Origin of the sequence: Aminipila terrae (assembly GCF_010120715.1) — a bacterium.
Taxonomy (GTDB): Bacteria; Bacillota; Clostridia; order Peptostreptococcales; family Anaerovoracaceae; genus Aminipila; species Aminipila terrae.
This window is the reverse complement of sequence record NZ_CP047591.1, coordinates 2,747,759-2,765,318: the sequence shown is the minus strand read 5'-3', so window position 1 is coordinate 2,765,318 and position 17,560 is coordinate 2,747,759. Positions and strand designations below refer to the sequence as shown.

The following is a 17,560-nucleotide window of genomic DNA, read 5'->3' as shown; positions in this document are numbered from 1 at the left end:
CTTGATATTTTGTTATGAGTAAATTACACTGATAATGTAAATAAAGCTAATTTTAATATTAAATTATCCATTAAAAGTGTACCTAAGTTTTAAATGGAAAGGAAGTTTAGAGATGATGAAAGAAAACACTAAAAACAAATGCACCATTTGTGGCAAAAGCTACAATAATATTGCTTATATGGGGGATATATTTGCGAAGATTGCATTGGCTATATCAGTTCGGCTAAAATATGAAACAAATGATTAATCATTTTATTTAATTAAATACAACATAAAAATTTCAGTTATAATGACGCCACTATTTTTAATCCCAATATTCGAAAATTATTTGCGCTTTATTTACATAAAAACGCCAGACTATTTCTCCAGGGAGTCCTAGAAATATTTCTTAAACTGTGGTGAATATAGGCGGCATGTAAAGGCAGACAGGGAGTATTCCCTCTCTGCCTTTTACTTCTAATGCTACTTCTATTGATTTTTTAGAAGTATTTTTCCATAAATCATTTTATTATCTTTCTGGGCCAGTAGCATACACCCACATCCAATGAGCGAGGCTTGTCTAAATGAAAATCGGCGAATCGACAATACCAGCACTGCCTAACTTCCTCCGGCGTATCCACCCTCGGCTCAAAAACTGGACAAACCTGTTTTGGCCAAACATTCCCCTCTGAATTTGGGGCAGAAAGAGGAAGGTCCTCCTGCCTTTGATTTTTCATATCTCTTTCCCTCCTTGTACAAAAAATAAATTGGCACCCTTTTGTCTAAATAATATCACAAAATAAGAAAAAATGGGCTTCTACACTTAAAAGACCCATTTTTACACTTAAAAACTTATATTCAGTTAAAATTTTCTCTTGACAAGCGGAAATTTTCTCTCCAATTGTCCCTATGGCACAATGAACTAGCTCCGGTATTTTTTGTTTTTACCGTCCTTGACTTTTTTTCGTTCCTCCAGTTTCTCTTTGTGAATGCGTCTTCTGGTTTTTGATTTCATAATGGAATAACCGAATTTACCAATAGGTTTTCGCTTTATCCCAAAATATTCCCCATGATTGTAGCAGATTAAATCTGCCTTCTCTAATTGAATCTTTCCTTTATCATTAATAATCCCTTTATCTGCATGAACTTTAACAATTTCTGCTATAAACATATCATGAGTAGGAAGTTCTAACACCTGAGTAACTTTGCATTCCAAATTTACTGGAGATTCCCCAATCATGGGGCAGTTAACTATTTCCGCTTTTACAGGAGTAAGTTTCTGTTCCTTAAATTTATTTACATCTCTTCCAGATTTGACGCCACAGTAATCCGTAGCAAAAGCCAGTTTTTCGTCGCATAAATTAATGACAAATTCTCCGGTTTCTTTTATAATCGCATGGGAATATCTTGACTTTCTTACAGATACGTAGGTCATTGGCGGTTCTGAATTTATTATACCAGTCCACGCGATGGTAATGATATTGTGCTGTGAAGAATCTGCACCACAGGAAACCATGACCACCGGTACTGGATTCAGCATTGTTCCCGGTTTAAATGAAACTTTTTCCATCTTATTCCTTCCTTAACTTTCTTAATACTGTTTCAAATTCCTCTGGCAAAGGGCTTTCAAATTCCATATACTCACCTGTAGTGGGATGCTTAAATCCCAGAATTTTAGCATGAAGCATCTGAGTGTCTACCCCCAGGACTTTTTTCCTAGGTCCATAAACCATATCACCTAAAAGAGGATGTTTTATATATGCCATATGAACTCTTATCTGATGAGTTCTCCCAGTTTCCAACCGTGCTTCAATCAGCGTAAATGCTCCAAACCTTTCCAGTACCCTGTAATGAGTAACCGCACGTTTACTGTTAATGTCAGTAACTGCCTGCCGCAGTCTGTCATGGGGATCTCTCCCTATGGGTTTGTTTACCATTCCTTCATCCTCTGAGAAATTATGATATACAATTGCCCGATAAGCTCTTGTTATACTATGTTCTGCCAGCTGTTCCGCCAGGCAGTTATGTGCCCGGTCATTCTTTGCTATCATCAGAAGCCCACTGGTATCCTTATCTATTCTATGCACAATTCCCGGTCTGATGACTCCGTTTATGGAAGAGAGGCTATCCCCGCAATGGTACATGACAGCGTTTACCAGGGTTCCTGATTCATTTCCATTAGCTGGATGGACCACCATGCCCTTAGGTTTATTCACTACCAATACATCCTGATCTTCATAAAAAATATCTAAAGGTATATTTTCCGGTTCAACCGTAAGTAATCGAGGCTCAGGAATTATAGCACGAATAACATCTCCAGATTTTACTTTGTATTTCTTGGAGTCATTTATCTGTCCATTTATTTCTACATTTCCGGATTCCAGAAGTTTTTGAAAAAAGCTTCTGGATTTTTCTTTATATGCCAAAGAAAGGGCCAAATCAATTCTGGTCCCTTCTAATGTTTCATTAATTATTATTTCAAATGAATTTTCTTCACACATCTTATATGTCCCTTTGTGCATTTAATTTTGGTTCTATAAAAAATATATAAATCACTAAAAGCCCACAGCCGCAACACACATAAACATCAGCCAGATTAAAAATAGGCCAGATTCTTAGATCAAAAAAATCTACCACATACTTTAACATTACCCGGTCTACAATATTACCCAGGCCACCTGCCGCAATCAGAGATAATGACAGCATCAGCATCCGATGGCCGCCTCTTCTGAGTTTAAACAAATAAACCAGTATACCTATAGTAATAATAACTGTTATAAGCGCAAGTATCCCTGTATGTCCACTGAACATGCTGAATGCTGCCCCTGTATTTTGTATATAAGTTATATGAAATACACCATTAATAATAGGAATCGTCTCATATAAATCCATATTAACCCTGATTATATATTTAACCAGCTGATCCAGCATTACAGCCGCAATAATTACAATATAGTACATATAAAATTTTATGTGGCAATTAATGTGCCCCATCTCCTACTCTTAAATTTATCATTGTCTTTTTTAAATCATCTACGCCAGATTCAATCTCTGAAATAATCTTGGTGCTATGTTCTGCATTTTCATTTTTTGCTTCCTGGACACTGTTTTTCTGTGAAGGGTTAGTTCTAACTCCTAAATCACCGAATTCTGTAAAAATCTCATTGCTCAGTGCATCAAATCTTTCCAGCTCAGATTCCAAGAGATTCTTATATTTTGATTTAAAAGTTACAAATCTGTTTCTCAGGTTAGCACTCTCTTCCGTCAGTCTTTCTACAGATTCTTTTGCTTCTCTGGTAATCAGCTGTGCATCCAGTTCTGCATTTTTTAACAAAATCTCAGCTCTTTTCTCTGAACTGACAGCAATATCCCGCATCAAGGCTTTTGCAGCTTCCAGGGTTTCCACTACGGCCGTTTCTGAACCTCTGTATTTTTCAAGTTCTTCCCCCAGGTGCTTTACTTCTTCCTTAAGGGCTGCATTTTCGCCGATTATCTTTTCAAGATCAATGGTCAGTATATCTAAGAAGCTATCTACTTCTTCTTCTTTATATCCTCTGACACCTTTTGAAAATTCTTTATTTTGTATATCTAATGGAGTAATCATATTTTAAGTCCTTCCCAAATTTTATATTAGTACTACCCTACATAATGATTATCAGTATTGTAATAATGATTTTTCTGACAATAGATACAAGAAAAAATGCAAAAAACACGGATAAATCCAGCATCCCTGTATTTAATCTCATAGAAAGTCTTCTGCACGGAGCAACAATGGGTTCTGTGATATTGCAAATAATCTCGTAAACTCTATACAGGTTATTATATTGTCCCATAACAAACCAGCTTAAAACAGCTCTGGCTAAAAGCAGAAATATCAGGATATCACAAAACCAACCAACTGCATTAATTAATAAAAATTTCATATTCTATTACCTCCAGGGGCTTTTTACGTTTCCACTAAAATCTATACCCTTATGGTCAACATTAGCTGAAATGTCTACATTTTCAGGGGCAAAAACAAAGATGTTATTGGCAATTTTCTGTACATTACCATTTACAGCATATGTAGCACCACTTAAAAAGTCGAAAATCTTTCTTGCAGTATCTGATTCTATTTTTTCAAGATTTATTATAATCGGTTTCTTTGCTTTTAAGTTATCTACTAATTTAGGGCATTCGTCAAAACCCTTAGGTTCAATAACTACCATTTTAAACGGAACAGTGTTCGCTGTCATTGGTTTACTTTGCATTGGTACCACTTTAGGTTCCCTTATTTCCGGTCTTGGTGTTGTAAATGAATTCCTTGTTTCTACAGATTTTCTTTCAAGCTCTGCAGCTGCAGCCTGAATTTCTTCTTCTTGAATGTCGTCATCCACATCTTCTATACCTACTAAATCTTTAAACATTCCAAAAAGTCCCATATTAACCTCCTATACGGTTTTATTGTAGTTTCTTGCCCCAAAAATCGCAGTTCCTACTCTGATAAGGTTTGAACCTTCTGCAATAGCAACTTCAAAATCATGTGACATTCCCATGGATAAATACTTAAAATCTAATCGTTCATGCTGTATTTTTGAGAACCTGTCGTATTGCTCTTTTACCTGAGCGAAGAAAATCCTTACATCCTCAGGATTATCTTCAAACGGTGCTATGCACATCAAGCCTCTTATGTTTATATTTGGACAGTTTTTCAGAATATAATGAATCATATTTTCCGTTTCATCGGTTGTTATACCAAATTTACTTTCTTCCTGCGCTGCATTTACCTGAATAAGTATGTCCATTGTTAAGTTATGCTGTGCTGCCCTTTTATTGATTTCCTCGGCAAGCTTTATGGAATCAACGGAATGAATCATGGATACTTTATCAATAATATATTTTACTTTGTTTGTCTGCAGATGACCTATTAAATGCCATCTTACAGGTTTAACAAAATCATACTTGTCCATGATTTCCTGAACCTTGTTCTCACCGATATCCGTAATTCCTGCATCAATGGCTTCATTAAGATCTTCATAAGGTCTGGTTTTTGTTACCGCAACAAGAAGAATATCATCTCCATTTCTACCTGCTTTTGCAGCTGCCTCATTTTTAATCTCATTTATTTCTCTGATATTTTCCTTAATTGACATAAAGAATTCACCTCTTTTTCTTTTACCTATGACGTTTATTCTTCTACAGTTTTCCCAGAACTTTTAGGATTCTGGGGACTTTTAGGATTTTGAGGGCTTTTAAAATCCTGCTTGGGATTTTTTAATATTTCATCATAAATCTCTACAGTACTGACTTCTTTCCCATCCTTATCATAAAAGCTGGAAACATTAACAAGAGAGTAATCCCATCACTTGTTATGATTTTTACTGGTTTAAAAACAAAATCTCCGTTTTTAGATTTTATGTATACACCTACAACACCTTTATCAGTTGTAATACTGGAGTTTCTGACTTTAATTCCTGAGTAATCCTGAGTAATTATGTTGGCTTTCGTGCTCCTTATTTTTGTAAAATCCTCATAAAACATGGTAGTTTTCATTATGACAAGCCATTTTTCTCCCTGGTCTACCATCTGCTCCACATTAGCTTTCACCTGGCCCATGGGTAAATCTACCTTTACCGAATTTCCCACCTCATACTTAGCAATATTGCTGGGGTCAACCCATGCTATCATATACCAGTAATTGTTTTCACATATTTTAAATAAAGGCTCTCCTGCCAAAGTGTTCTTTCTCGTAAGATTTACAGGCTTAATTTTCAACCCTTCCACGTCTTTATATTTTAAAGTCGCCATTTTTTCAGGGGTAAAATAGCCTTCATAACCATCAACATAATAACTGACTATACCAGTCTGAGCGCAATTCATTTGAGTAAGTGTAACATTGGTCTTGCCGAGCCTGGTAACAATATCTGCATATTCAGAAGTTTCACTGCTGGCAGAATGAGGTGTTATATCAAGAATTTTTGTATTTTTTCTTACTTTAACACCATTTTCAATGTAATAATTAATCGTTCCTGCATTTGCGGCAAGATGTACAGTTTCATTTCTGACAATATAACACTTTACTTCATCTGTAATCTGCATATTCTCATATTGGAGAATCTCCGTTTTCGTAAGTGCCCCTGTAACTTCAGGTACTAACTGTGTTATTATGCCCAAAGATATGAGCACTATCATATAAAGCAGTAAGCCTCTTTTTTTTCCTTTAGTCAAAATACTCACCTTTGTTATTTTACACCTTTTTCACTGTACTTTCAACTTTCTTTAATATTTTAAGTTCTTCTTTGGACAAGTCCCCATGTTCCTTTAAATACCGCTGAAATAAGTCCGGTCGCCTGTCCCTGGTCATTTCCAAAGACTTTTCATACTTCCACAGGGCAATCAGTTTATGGTTTCCGTTAAAGAGTACTTCTGGTACCATCATTCCTCTGTATTCTCGTGGTTTTGTATATTGGGGATACTCCAAAAGACCTGAATAAATGGATTCTTCCTGGGCAGATTCTTCTCCTGCAAGAACTTCTGGAATGAATCTGGCAACAGAATCTATCAGCACCATAGCAGGAAGTTCCCCTCCAGTAAGGACATAATCCCCTATGGAAACCTCTTCCATATTCCAATACTCCAGTATTCTTTCATCTATCCCTTCATAGTGCCCGCATAGTATGACTATTTCCTCTTCTTTTGAAATCTGCTGTATCTTATCTTGATCAATGACTTTTCCTCTGGGGGACATATATAAAGCCTTCTTCCCCTGGGCATTTATGGATTCCATAGCACGAAAAACCGGATCTGCCAGCATGACCATGCCAACACCACCGCCAAAAGGATAGTCATCTGCTTTTTTATGCTTGTCCTGACTAAAATCCCTTATATTTATAAGGTTTACCTCTAATATTCCTTTTTTCCTGGCTCTTCCTAATATGCTGCCGCCTATAACCGGCTCGAACATCTCCGGAAAAAGGGTAAGTATATTTATTTTCATTATTTGTACCTACAAATCTAAAATGCCTTCTATAAGTTTGACTTTAATATATTTCTGTTCTATATTTATATCCAAAATAAACTCTTCTACTGCGGGAATCAGAGTTGTCTTTTTATTTTCCAGTTCAATTTCATATAAATCCTGAGCGCTGTTCTGTATTACATCTTTAAGTTTTCCAATCCTGTTGTCATCCTGGTCACGGACTTCCATCCCAATTATATCTCTTATATAATACGTACCTTCAGGAAGCACTCTAAGCTGGTTTTCTCCAATATAAACAGCCCTGCCTTTTAGTGCTTCTGCAGCATTTCTGTCATTGATACCTTCCAGCTTCAGAATGACCATTTCTTTCATGTATCGCACTTTTTCAATGTTTATCTTCTTATCTTCAACGTAAATACATTCTAACTCTTCAAATCTTTCTTTGTAATCTGAATAGTTATAAATTTTAACTTCCCCCTTAAGGGCCACAGCATTTACAATCTGACCAATTTTAATTTTTTCCATCTTTAGAATTTCCTCAAATATTTTAATACTTATTTAGTATCTTCAAAATTCAAATAAGAGGGAATTTCAATTCCTGAAATACCCTCTTATGTCTTATATCGCAGAATGTTTACTGTACAATTTCTACAACTACCTTCTTATTTGCTTTTGTTGCGGCAGCCTTGACAACAGTACGAAGAGCCTTTGCAATTCTTCCCTGCTTGCCAATTACCTTTCCCATATCATTGGGTGCAACTCTAAGTTCTATTACAACAGCCTGCTTGCCCTCAACCTCTTTGACCTCAACGGCATCTGGGTCGTCTACAAGTGACTTTGCAATTGCTTCAACGAGTTTTACCATTAAAGTTCACCGCTTTCTTATTCAATGATTCCTGATTTTTTTAGAAGAGCTCTTACTGTTTCTGTAGGCTGTGCTCCATTACCTAACCAAGTCTTTACTTTTTCTCCATCAATATTAATAGTAGCAGGATCTGTAAGTGGATTATATGTTCCAACTTCTTCAATAAATTTACCATCTCTTGGTGCTCTTGAATCTGCAATTACTACTCTGTAGAAAGGTTTCTTATTTGCTCCCATTCTCTTTAATCTAATCTTTACCATTTAATTATTCCTCCTAAAATATGCATTTTAAATATATATATCTAAACTCAGTCCGAATTGCTGAATTTAAAAACCTCTGAACATTCTTTTTCTCTTATTTCCTGAAGCATTTGCAAACTGTTTCATCATTTTTCTTGCTTCATCATATCTCTTAATCAGCGTATTAATCTTACTTACAGGCTGTCCGGAACCTGCCGCAATTCTCTTTCTTCTGCTGGCATTTAAAATCGATGGATCTTTTCTTTCGGCCTTAGTCATGGATAAAATGATTGCCTCCATTTGCGCAAATTCCTTCTGGCTTTCATCAAGATTGACATCTTTCATTGCCTTTGTATTTGCCCCAGGAATCATATCCAGAATTTTAGCCAGGCCACCCATTTTCTTTATCTGTCCCATCTGCTCTAAGAAGTCATCTAATGTAAACTCATTTTTCTTTATCTTTTTTTCCAGTTCTTCAGCTTTGGATTCATCAAAGTTTTCCTGTGCTTTTTCTATCAGGCTGAGCATATCACCCATGCCTAAGATTCTGCTGGCCATTCTTTCCGGGTGGAAAGGCTCCAGTGCATCAAACTTTTCTCCAACACCAATGAATTTTATTGGTTTTCCTGTTACCTGCTTAACGGAAAGTGCAGCACCACCTCTGGCATCACCATCAAGCTTGGTCATGATGACTCCATCAATCCCCAGCTTATCATCAAAACCAGCTGCAGCGTTTACAGCATCCTGACCTGTCATAGCATCTACTACTAACAGAATCTCATGGGGTTTTATAGCTTTTTTTACCCTGACCAGTTCTTCCATGAGTGCTTCATCTATTTGGAGTCTTCCGGCTGTATCCACAATAAGTACATCAAAGCCTTTAAGTTCAGCCTCTTTCACTGCTGTTTCAGCAATTACTTCTGGTTCTTTACAGTCTCTCATGGTAAATACAGGAACATCAACCGTTTTTCCGACTACTTCTAGCTGGTCTATGGCAGCTGGTCTGTATATATCACAGGCACAAAGCATAGGCTTTTTGCCATTTTTCTTGAGATAATTGGCGAGCTTACCGCAGGTAGTTGTTTTACCAGTACCCTGCAGACCTACCATAAGAAGTATGGTAAATCCTCTGGGTGAATAAGTAAGTTTACTGTTAGCACCACCCATAAGGCCAACTAATTCGTCATTAACAATTTTTATTACCTGTTGCCCAGGAGTCAGACTCTCAAGTACATCACTGCCTAAAGATTTTTCTTTAACAGCTGACACAAAGTCTTTAACAACTTTAAAGTTTACATCCGCCTCTAAAAGTGCAAGCTTTACTTCTCGCATTGCTTCATTTATATCAGCTTCTGTAAGTACGCCTTTTCCTTTTAACTTTTTAAATACGCCCTGTAGCTTATCTGATAAACTTTCAAATGCCATTTGGACCTCCAATTCCATTATTCATCAAGTCCGTCGATGATCCCTTTGATGTCCTCTAATTTATTTATTAAATCTTTATTATTCTTATTTTCTCTTATAAGCATGTCCAGTCTGCTGTCAATCTGTAATACGGCCTCGCGGGTTTTAGTAAACTTCCTGACCAGGCCAAGCTTCTGTTCATATTCGTGCAATGCTTTTTCAGCATTTTTCAAAGCATCATGAACACCCTGTCTGCTAATAGAAAATTCCTGTGCAATTTCTGAAAGAGATAGGTTTTCTTCATGATAAAGCTGCATTGCATCTCTCTGCCTGTTTGTAAGCAGCTCACCATAAAAATCATATAATAAGCTTACTTCTGCAATTTTATCAAACATTACCAATTCCTCTTTCCTTTTATACTGCCAAGTATCTTTACTTGACACCTTAATAAATTTACCATAAATAAAAAACAGTGTCAAGTATATTTTCTTGACACTGTCTCTTCTTTTAAATTAATATTTTTTTAAAGCATCACACATATAGCTTACTGGGAATTCGTTTTCATCTTTCATTAATTCCACAATAGCAGCCACATCGCTTTTAGAAGTCATTTTTGGGATATTTATTTTGCCAAACAGGGACCCAAGGAATGATGTATCATCATCACTCAACTCTGCCACTTCGCAGTCTCCCAGTTTATATGTCTTTTGCATATCCGCTACTGCTTCCTGATAGGTTCCGATTTTATCAATCAGACCTAATGCTAATGCCTGCTTTGCCGTATATATTCTTCCATCTGCTATTTTTCTTACTTTTTCCACATCCATGTGCCGGCCCTCAGCCACAAGTCCTACAAACTGATCATAGGCTTCATTAACCAGGGACTGGAAAATCTGCTTTTGTTCATCTGTCATTGGTTCTACCGGATTTCCCATGGCTTTGTTAGCCCCAGATGTAATGGTATTGGTCCTCACTCCATATTTCTCAAGGAGTCCTGAAAAATCATAAATTGTTCCTATGGTAACGCCGATTGAACCGGTCCAGCAATTCCTGTTGGCAATTATTTTATCGCACGGAACTGAGATATAATATCCACCTGATGCTGCCATGGTTCCCATAGCTGAATATACTGGTCTGCCTGTCTTTTTCTGATATTCCTTAATCTTAAAATACAGTTCATCGCTCTCATACACTCCGCCACCAGGACTGTTTACAAATAAGATAATACCTTTGTTGTTCTCATCTTTTATTAAGTCATCAATGGTGTCTAGCGTCCATTGATGCTGATATCCTGCTGGTGTGCCAAAATAGTCACTGCTGTTATTTGATGCAATAGTTCCTTCAACACTTAGCTTTGCAATATACGGATCATCCGGATAAACGTTTCCGCTGCTGCTGCTTGATGAACCATTATCAAAATGACTGACGATTACAGCAATTACAGCGATTACTGCTAAAATAATCCCAAAAACAATTAATGCTTTTTTTGTTCTTGATTTTTTATTTGGTACTCCTGCTGCATCCATTGAATAAAATCTTACACCATTTTGATTTTGCTGGTTGTAAAATGTTCCATTTGCTCCATTGTTCTCTTCATCCATTAGTTAAAAATTCCCCTTTCCAATTTGTTCCCTATCTTATTTTTTTAGCAGATTCTGGGCAATACGATGTATTATACCATAGATTTATCATTTACTCAATATTGCTATACACTGGTATTTATATTTTGTTTAGCTTGTTGTTTAATAAAGTTTTCCACTGCCTCCCCAGCAGCAATTCCAAATTGTCTCTGAGTTTCAGGCTTAATCATCCATTCATAGTCTGAAGGATTTGACATGAATGAAGTTTCAAATAAAACGGCCGGGTACCCAGTCATACGGGTCATAGCCAGATTGCTGTATCTTGCACTTGATTTCTGTATCCCGACTTTATTTGTTATATAAGTATTGATAAATTCTGCGGCTCCACTACTATTAAAAGAATAGAAAGTAAGAAATCCTTTTGCATTATTGTAATCTGCTGTTACAGGCATTGAATTGCAATGTATGGACAAAGAGAAATCTGGTTTGACAGCCGCTACCGTTGCAGCACGGTCAGAAAGTTCTTTGGTAGAATCATCCGTCCTTGTCATTATTACCGTTGCGCCTTTGTTCTCCAGATACTTTTTTGCATATAAAGCAATCCCTAAATTAATGTCCTTTTCCTGAGGGCCGAAGGCTGCCATTGGGCCTGTGGCACCAGTATCCGTACCACCATGTCCTGCATCAATGTGTATACGGACTCCATCCAGTCTGTCGCCGGTTATGGCTGGCAGTTTCTTAAATCCAACCAGCATTTTTCCATCCGAAAACTCTACATAATAACCATTTACAGGTGCATTTTTCTGAAAGTTTATCTGATATTTTGCGTATCCCTTACTGCCATTTTCCAGAACCTGAACATCTTTTACCATCTGGTTCGGAGGAAGTTCACTCTTTACGGACTGGTTTGTATTATATACAGTGAGAATGGCACTTTGCTGCCCCATTTCCAGATTATATAGTGCCTTCTGATTCATGGAAAACTGCAATTCTGTGCAATTATGACCATTATCATCCACTAAATTCATGGCTGTGATTGCGTTTTTGCCTAAAGTACCATCACTTACAGTGACATTGCTTTTATATACCAAAGAATAATCTGATAAGCAGTATAAACTACTGGTTTCTCCTATGATTTGTGCTGTTGTCCCCGTAGCAAGAGGAATCATCAGACTCTTACTGTCACCACCAGGTGTGTTCATTCTGGATATATTTTGTCCCTTTACCACCGCATATTTTGCCTTATGACTTTTTGGCCAGTAAGAAACACCCTTTCCTGCAGTACTGGTACCACTGTTACTTGCCGCTGCTTTTCTTATTATGTTTATACTTTTACTTTTTCCATTATTCGAAAAAGTAAAAGTATTATTTCCTATCTTTAAATTAGTATAAACTGCAAAAAATCCATGCTCCGTCATTCCGATTTGTGTTCCATTCATATAAACAGGATAGTTATAATCCGCCGCACCTAATATACTGACTTTACTGCTGGTTGTGCTATAGCCGTTATATGGCTGGGAAATAATAATGTTCTGTGGATTGTAATAGCCCGCGGTAGTGAAATTTTCACTTATGTCTGTATAACTCATGTTATCATCTGCACATGCTGTATATGGAATCATGTTTATAGCTAATGCTACCATGGTACATATTGCTGCTGCCCTTTTCCCCTTTATTTTCATCTCTTTTCCTACCTTTTCTTTTTATTCTATAATCTACTTAATTGTAACATATTCTGACAAAATATACATCCTGAATATATTACCAAAAAAAGGAACCGCGATTTTAAAAGTACTGCACTTTTAAAATCACGGTTGTAAAAATTCTTATTATTCTTAAATAAAGGAAAAGACTATAACAAGAAAATGTTATTTTCCTTACATTCCTTAATCATGTCCTCAGGCCATACAGATACCTGAACTTCTCCGATATGAGCTTTTCTTAAAAAGAACATACACAGCCTGCTCTGTCCTATACCACCACCGATGGAATATGGCATTTCTTTATTTAAAATGGCTTTATGAAAAGCTAATTCTTTTCTGTTTTCTGCATTTGCCAGTTTCAGCTGTCTTTCCATGGCTTCTTCATCTACTCTGATGCCCATTGATGAAATCTCAAAAGCCATATTAAGGACCTCATCCCATAGGATAATATCTCCATTTAATTCCCAGTCATCATAGTCTGGGGCTCTTCCATCATGCCTTTCGCCTGATTTCAGGTTTCCTCCAATTTTCTTAATAAAGACTGCTCTCTTTTCTTCAGCTATGAGATTTTCTCTTTCTTTAGGGGTTTTGTCAGGCCATCTGTCTTCCAGTTCCTGTGTACTAATGAATGTTATCTCATTTGGAAGCTCAGTCTGTAATCCTCTGTATAATCTGTTTACGTAGTCGCCCAGGTTCTTCAGTGCATTATAAATTATTACCACGGTTTCTTCCAGATAGGCTTCTGTTCTCTGCTCTTTTGTTATGGTTTTCTCCCAGTCCCACTGGTCAACATATACGGAATGAAGATTATCAAGTTCTTCATCTCTTCGGATAGCATTCATATCTGTATAAATACCATTGCCAGGTGTAATGTTGTATTTTCCAAGGGCCATTCTCTTCCACTTGGCCAATGACTGAACCACTTCAACTTCAGCTTCATCCATATCTTTCAGGGTAAAACTCACGATTCTCTCAATTCCATTCAGGTTATCGTTCAGACCACTTTCTGGTGTAACAAAAAGTGGTGCAGAAACTCTTCTCAGGCTCAGGCCATAAGCCAGTTCCTGCTGGAAAAAGTCCTTAATCTTCTTAATAGCTCTCTGACTCTCCATATAATCAATAACCGGGGTATAACCCTCAGGGATTATTAACTTTGACATAAACTCCTTCTCCTTTTGCGCTAAATATATTTTTTAATACAGTTAAACTGCATTTTTTCCTTTATGTACAAAAACTCACTTTTTATTGTATTACGTAATGAAAATAAAATCAAGTATAAATAAGATTCCTAATTGACAGTGTACTATTTTGCATAGTACACTGTAGTATTATAAAAGGAGGTGTTTTGTATGTTCCAACTAGATTTAAAAAGCCGAAAAACAATATACGAACAAGTTGTTGATAACCTCAAAGAACTAATTATCGCAGAAGTTTTAAAGCCTGAAGAAAAATTGCCTTCAGTCAGGGAATTGTCTAAGGTACTGACTGTAAACCCAAATACAATTCAAAAGGCATATCGGGAGCTTGAATATCAAGGCTATATCTATACCGTTACCGGACTTGGTACTTTCGTTGCCGCCCCAAGGGAAACTTTTATTAATCCCGTCCAGTTAGAAGAAATTATGATGAGAATTAAAAATGATATCAGAGAATTATATTTTCTGGGTTTAAACTTAGAAGAAATAGAAAAAATGGTTCTTCAGATCGTTGAAGAAAGAGGTGACAATAAGTGATTAAAGTTATAGATGTAAATAAAAACTTTGACCAGTTTAAAGCCCTGAATGATTTAAATATTAACGTAAACAAAGGATCTATTTATGGTCTGGTGGGCACCAATGGCGCAGGGAAAACTACTATCATAAAGCATATAACCGGTATTATACGACCAGACTCCGGTCAGATTACCATTGATGGCGAAGATGTTTTTGACAATAAAAATATAAAGCAGAAAATGGGATTCATCCCTGATGATCTGTTTTTCTTCTCTACCTATAACCTGAAGGAAATGTCCAAATTTTATAAGTCCCTTTATCCGCACTGGAATGAGGAAAGATACAATCATATGGTGACCCAGTTTGGTCTTAGTGAACGAAACAAACTGGCAAAGTTTTCAAAGGGTATGCAAAAACAGGCGGCATTTGTATTAACTATGGCGTCTATGCCAGAGTATCTCATTCTGGATGAACCTATTGACGGTCTTGACCCCATTGTGCGTAAGTTAGTCTGGAAATATATTGTAGAAGACGTGGCTGAAAGAGAAATGACCGTTCTGGTTTCCTCTCACAATTTAAAAGAACTGGAAGGCATCTGTGATTCCATAGGCATTATCTCCAAGGGCCATATGGTTATGGAACGAGATCTGGATGAATTAAAATCGGATGTACATAAGATACAGATAGCTTATAAAAATAAACCCAAAAACCCATATAAACATTTGAATATTCTTCATCAGGAGTCACGGGGAACGGTAGATTTACTGATTGTCAAAGATAAAAGACAGTTGGTAGAACAGGTAATACTGGAAAGTAATCCAGTACTGTTTGACATACTGCCCCTTTCACTGGAAGAAATTTTTATTTATGAATTAGGAGGTGCTGACAATGAAATTCAAAACATCATATTTTAGTGTTTCCATCTCTCTGGTAAAAGAAAATCTCAGAAGATTCTGGGCAATACCTGTTTTAGGGTTTTTAGCTTATTTTCTGTCTGGTATATTTCCTATACTCATGAGCTATGACAATATCAATAATATATACTCTTACATCGAGATGTGCCTGTCAAATAAGCAGCCTTTTTTTGTTGCTATTAATTTGATACTTCCTATCGTCACTGCGGTTATTATATACAGGTATCTTCAAAATTCAAGTTCTGTAACGGCCATGCATTCCATGCCTTTTACCAGAGCCCAGCTTTTTAACAGCAGTCTGCTTTCAGGACTAATCCTGATTGTACTACCCCTTCTGGCAAATGAACTGATACTTCAAATGATGGCAAAACCTGCTTATGACAGCACTATGTACCAAGATTCCAATAAGATGACCACCTTGCTGGAAAGTGCAGTCAACATATTTACCAGAGCAAATGTTTTCCAGTGGTTCTGGCATTCCTTATTAATTGTACTGGTTGTATATGCAATATCTGTTTTAGCCGGAATGGTAACAGGAAATACAGTGATGCATCTGGCTCTTGCTTTTGGTTTTAATTTCCTTGCGCCAGCTTTGTATCTTACATTTATAACCTATTGTTCAAGTTACCTGTTTGGATTTACATCTTCTGGTATTCATGAAAAAATACTGATGGGCTTATCCCCTTACGTGCAGGTATTCACTGGCGATAAGGCATTTTCTATTCCCTTTCAGCTATACTATATCGTATTAATTATTGCTGTACTGATAATCTCTGGTATTCTATATCAGAAGCGTGAAATGGAAAAAGCCGGAGATTCTATTGTATTTAATTTTATGATACCGGTTATATGCTATCTAATCGCATATTTTGGTATGTCCTTAATGGGATATTATTTTACCACTTTAGCAAGCAGCAACAACAATAATAACACGCAGAACAGCGATATCTATTTCTATTCAGGGTTAATTGCCGGAGCCATTATATTTTTCATCATTGGAAGAATGATTGTGTTAAAAACCCCCCGTGTTTTTAACAGACAGATGTTAAAAAGTTTTGGTGTTTTTGCTCTTATGGCGTCTTTGTTTATATGCTCAATAACTTTAGACCTGATGGGTTTTGAAAGCAGGGTTCCAAGTTTTGACAAAGTCCAAGGAGCTTCTTCGACCAGCTTTAATTTTTCAAATAACAGTGACAGATACACCATTGATTTCTTTAAGCGTTCTTCTGCCAATTCCAATACAGGAGATTTTTATTATAAAAACCCGGAGAACATTAAAGCGTTGATTGGATTACATCAGGAAATCGTGAACCATAAGAATGAAATAGAAAAAGAGCAAAAGTTAAATGTACAGACTTACCCTATTGATTTTTATTACGATATATCAAATCCTCTGGGATTGCAAAGAGTCTATACGCTAACTTATAAAAGAATGGAAAATAATCCATATCTTAAACAACTCTATGAGTCCCATGAATTTAAAAAATATTTTTCATTTAACCACTTAAACTGCAAAGAAATGACACGTATTACCTTAGGGAATCTGTATTTTTATGATGACAATACAGCCTCCCACCTGATTATAACAGACAAAGATAAATTAGCCGGTTTGTTAAAATCAGCGGAAGAGGATTTCCAAAAAAGGACTTATGAAGAAAATTTAAGTAACAGACACGCCTACTGCAGTTTATTTATGGACTATAAGTATTTAGACGATAATCAAAAACTTCAAACATCCACATTAAATGTAAATGTTCTTTTAACGGACAGCAACACCATTAAGTGGCTAAAAGACAACGGTTATTCCAAATACCTGGAATGTACCGCAGATATGGTTGAAAAAATAGTATTTACCAAACAAGATGTTAAGAATAATACACAGGAATCTTCTCCTTTAACCAAGGAAAACTTTGCAACTATGGAAGATTCTAAAGATATGGGGATTGGGGAGAACCAAAAGGAGTTTATCATTACGGATAAAAATCAGATACAGGAAATCCTTAACACCTATTGTTCTATGCAAAATAATTATGATAAATATTATCAGGGTTATATTGTTTACAAACAAATTGATGGAATTACAGAAAAATATTCAAATAATATCTATTATGATTTTAATGCTGTTCCAGACTTCATATCAGATTACTTTAAATAAAAACTAAACATAAAAAGGCAGTTGTAATATATCCAACTGCCTTTTAAATTG

At 36.3% G+C, this 17,560-nt stretch carries 21 protein-coding genes; 4 read left to right on the top strand and 17 right to left on the bottom strand.

Annotation, left to right across the window (positions count from 1 at the left end; genetic code table 11):
• Nucleotides 1–112: 112 nt before the first annotated feature.
• Nucleotides 113–247, top strand: a complete 135-nt coding sequence (locus Ami3637_RS17990) for a hypothetical protein (RefSeq protein ID WP_279286671.1) — start codon at nucleotides 113–115, stop codon at nucleotides 245–247.
• 654 nt (nucleotides 248–901) lie between these two features.
• Here Ami3637_RS17990 and Ami3637_RS13290 read toward each other — a convergent pair.
• The 17 genes from Ami3637_RS13290 to asnA form a co-directional block, all read right to left on the bottom strand.
• Complete coding sequence (locus Ami3637_RS13290) at nucleotides 902–1,549, bottom strand: flavin reductase family protein (protein WP_162362979.1); 648 nt, start codon at nucleotides 1,547–1,549, stop codon at nucleotides 902–904.
• Nucleotide 1,550: 1 nt separating this feature from the next.
• Complete coding sequence (locus tag Ami3637_RS13285) at nucleotides 1,551–2,480, bottom strand: RluA family pseudouridine synthase (RefSeq protein WP_162362978.1); 930 nt, start codon at nucleotides 2,478–2,480, stop codon at nucleotides 1,551–1,553.
• 1 nt (nucleotide 2,481) lies between these two features.
• Complete coding sequence (gene lspA, locus Ami3637_RS13280; RefSeq protein WP_162362977.1) at nucleotides 2,482–2,940, bottom strand: signal peptidase II; 459 nt, start codon at nucleotides 2,938–2,940, stop codon at nucleotides 2,482–2,484.
• Between the two features lie 19 nt (nucleotides 2,941–2,959).
• Complete coding sequence (locus tag Ami3637_RS13275; protein ID WP_162362976.1) at nucleotides 2,960–3,583, bottom strand: DivIVA domain-containing protein; 624 nt, start codon at nucleotides 3,581–3,583, stop codon at nucleotides 2,960–2,962.
• 37 nt (nucleotides 3,584–3,620) lie between these two features.
• Nucleotides 3,621–3,902, bottom strand: a complete 282-nt coding sequence (locus tag Ami3637_RS13270) for a YggT family protein (protein WP_162362975.1) — start codon at nucleotides 3,900–3,902, stop codon at nucleotides 3,621–3,623.
• A gap of 6 nt (nucleotides 3,903–3,908) precedes the next feature.
• Nucleotides 3,909–4,400 (bottom strand): cell division protein SepF, encoded by a 492-nt coding sequence (locus tag Ami3637_RS13265; protein WP_243158019.1) that lies wholly within the window; start codon nucleotides 4,398–4,400, stop codon nucleotides 3,909–3,911.
• 9 nt (nucleotides 4,401–4,409) lie between these two features.
• Nucleotides 4,410–5,111: a YggS family pyridoxal phosphate-dependent enzyme gene (locus tag Ami3637_RS13260; protein ID WP_162362974.1), complete on the bottom strand. Its 702-nt coding sequence runs from the start codon at nucleotides 5,109–5,111 to the stop codon at nucleotides 4,410–4,412.
• Between the two features lie 142 nt (nucleotides 5,112–5,253).
• Nucleotides 5,254–6,195, bottom strand: a complete 942-nt coding sequence (locus Ami3637_RS13255; RefSeq protein ID WP_330586638.1) for an HlyD family efflux transporter periplasmic adaptor subunit — start codon at nucleotides 6,193–6,195, stop codon at nucleotides 5,254–5,256.
• 10 nt (nucleotides 6,196–6,205) lie between these two features.
• Entirely contained in the window at nucleotides 6,206–6,955 is a 750-nt protein-coding gene (trmD, locus tag Ami3637_RS13250) for a tRNA (guanosine(37)-N1)-methyltransferase TrmD (protein ID WP_162362972.1), read from the bottom strand.
• A gap of 9 nt (nucleotides 6,956–6,964) precedes the next feature.
• Nucleotides 6,965–7,462 (bottom strand): ribosome maturation factor RimM, encoded by a 498-nt coding sequence (gene rimM, locus Ami3637_RS13245; RefSeq protein ID WP_162362971.1) that lies wholly within the window; start codon nucleotides 7,460–7,462, stop codon nucleotides 6,965–6,967.
• A gap of 109 nt (nucleotides 7,463–7,571) precedes the next feature.
• Complete coding sequence (locus tag Ami3637_RS13240; RefSeq protein WP_162362970.1) at nucleotides 7,572–7,802, bottom strand: KH domain-containing protein; 231 nt, start codon at nucleotides 7,800–7,802, stop codon at nucleotides 7,572–7,574.
• Between the two features lie 17 nt (nucleotides 7,803–7,819).
• Entirely contained in the window at nucleotides 7,820–8,062 is a 243-nt protein-coding gene (gene rpsP / locus Ami3637_RS13235) for a 30S ribosomal protein S16 (RefSeq protein ID WP_162362969.1), read from the bottom strand.
• 66 nt (nucleotides 8,063–8,128) lie between these two features.
• Entirely contained in the window at nucleotides 8,129–9,466 is a 1,338-nt protein-coding gene (gene ffh, locus Ami3637_RS13230; protein ID WP_162362968.1) for a signal recognition particle protein, read from the bottom strand.
• Between the two features lie 17 nt (nucleotides 9,467–9,483).
• A complete protein-coding gene (ylxM, locus tag Ami3637_RS13225; RefSeq protein WP_162362967.1) occupies nucleotides 9,484–9,840 on the bottom strand; it encodes a YlxM family DNA-binding protein in 357 nt (118 codons plus the stop codon).
• 117 nt (nucleotides 9,841–9,957) lie between these two features.
• Nucleotides 9,958–11,046 (bottom strand): signal peptide peptidase SppA, encoded by a 1,089-nt coding sequence (gene sppA / locus Ami3637_RS13220; RefSeq protein WP_162362966.1) that lies wholly within the window; start codon nucleotides 11,044–11,046, stop codon nucleotides 9,958–9,960.
• A gap of 104 nt (nucleotides 11,047–11,150) precedes the next feature.
• Nucleotides 11,151–12,707, bottom strand: a complete 1,557-nt coding sequence (locus Ami3637_RS17985) for an N-acetylmuramoyl-L-alanine amidase family protein (protein WP_162362965.1) — start codon at nucleotides 12,705–12,707, stop codon at nucleotides 11,151–11,153.
• Nucleotides 12,708–12,877: 170 nt separating this feature from the next.
• A complete protein-coding gene (gene asnA, locus Ami3637_RS13210) occupies nucleotides 12,878–13,888 on the bottom strand; it encodes an aspartate--ammonia ligase (protein WP_162362964.1) in 1,011 nt (336 codons plus the stop codon).
• Nucleotides 13,889–14,077: 189 nt separating this feature from the next.
• Between asnA and Ami3637_RS13205 the strand changes: the two genes are divergently transcribed.
• Genes Ami3637_RS13205 through Ami3637_RS13195 form a run of 3 tightly spaced genes read left to right on the top strand, consistent with a single transcriptional unit; the run spans nucleotide 14,078 to nucleotide 17,509 of the window.
• A complete protein-coding gene (locus Ami3637_RS13205) occupies nucleotides 14,078–14,461 on the top strand; it encodes a GntR family transcriptional regulator (RefSeq protein ID WP_162362963.1) in 384 nt (127 codons plus the stop codon).
• On the top strand, nucleotides 14,458–15,354 hold the full coding sequence (locus Ami3637_RS13200) for an ABC transporter ATP-binding protein (RefSeq protein ID WP_162362962.1): 897 nt from the start codon (nucleotides 14,458–14,460) through the stop codon (nucleotides 15,352–15,354). Before Ami3637_RS13205 ends, Ami3637_RS13200 begins: the two co-directional genes overlap by 4 nt.
• On the top strand, nucleotides 15,329–17,509 hold the full coding sequence (locus Ami3637_RS13195; RefSeq protein WP_162362961.1) for an ABC transporter permease family protein: 2,181 nt from the start codon (nucleotides 15,329–15,331) through the stop codon (nucleotides 17,507–17,509). The genes Ami3637_RS13200 and Ami3637_RS13195 overlap by 26 nt, the downstream gene beginning before the upstream one ends.
• Nucleotides 17,510–17,560: the final 51 nt, after the last annotated feature.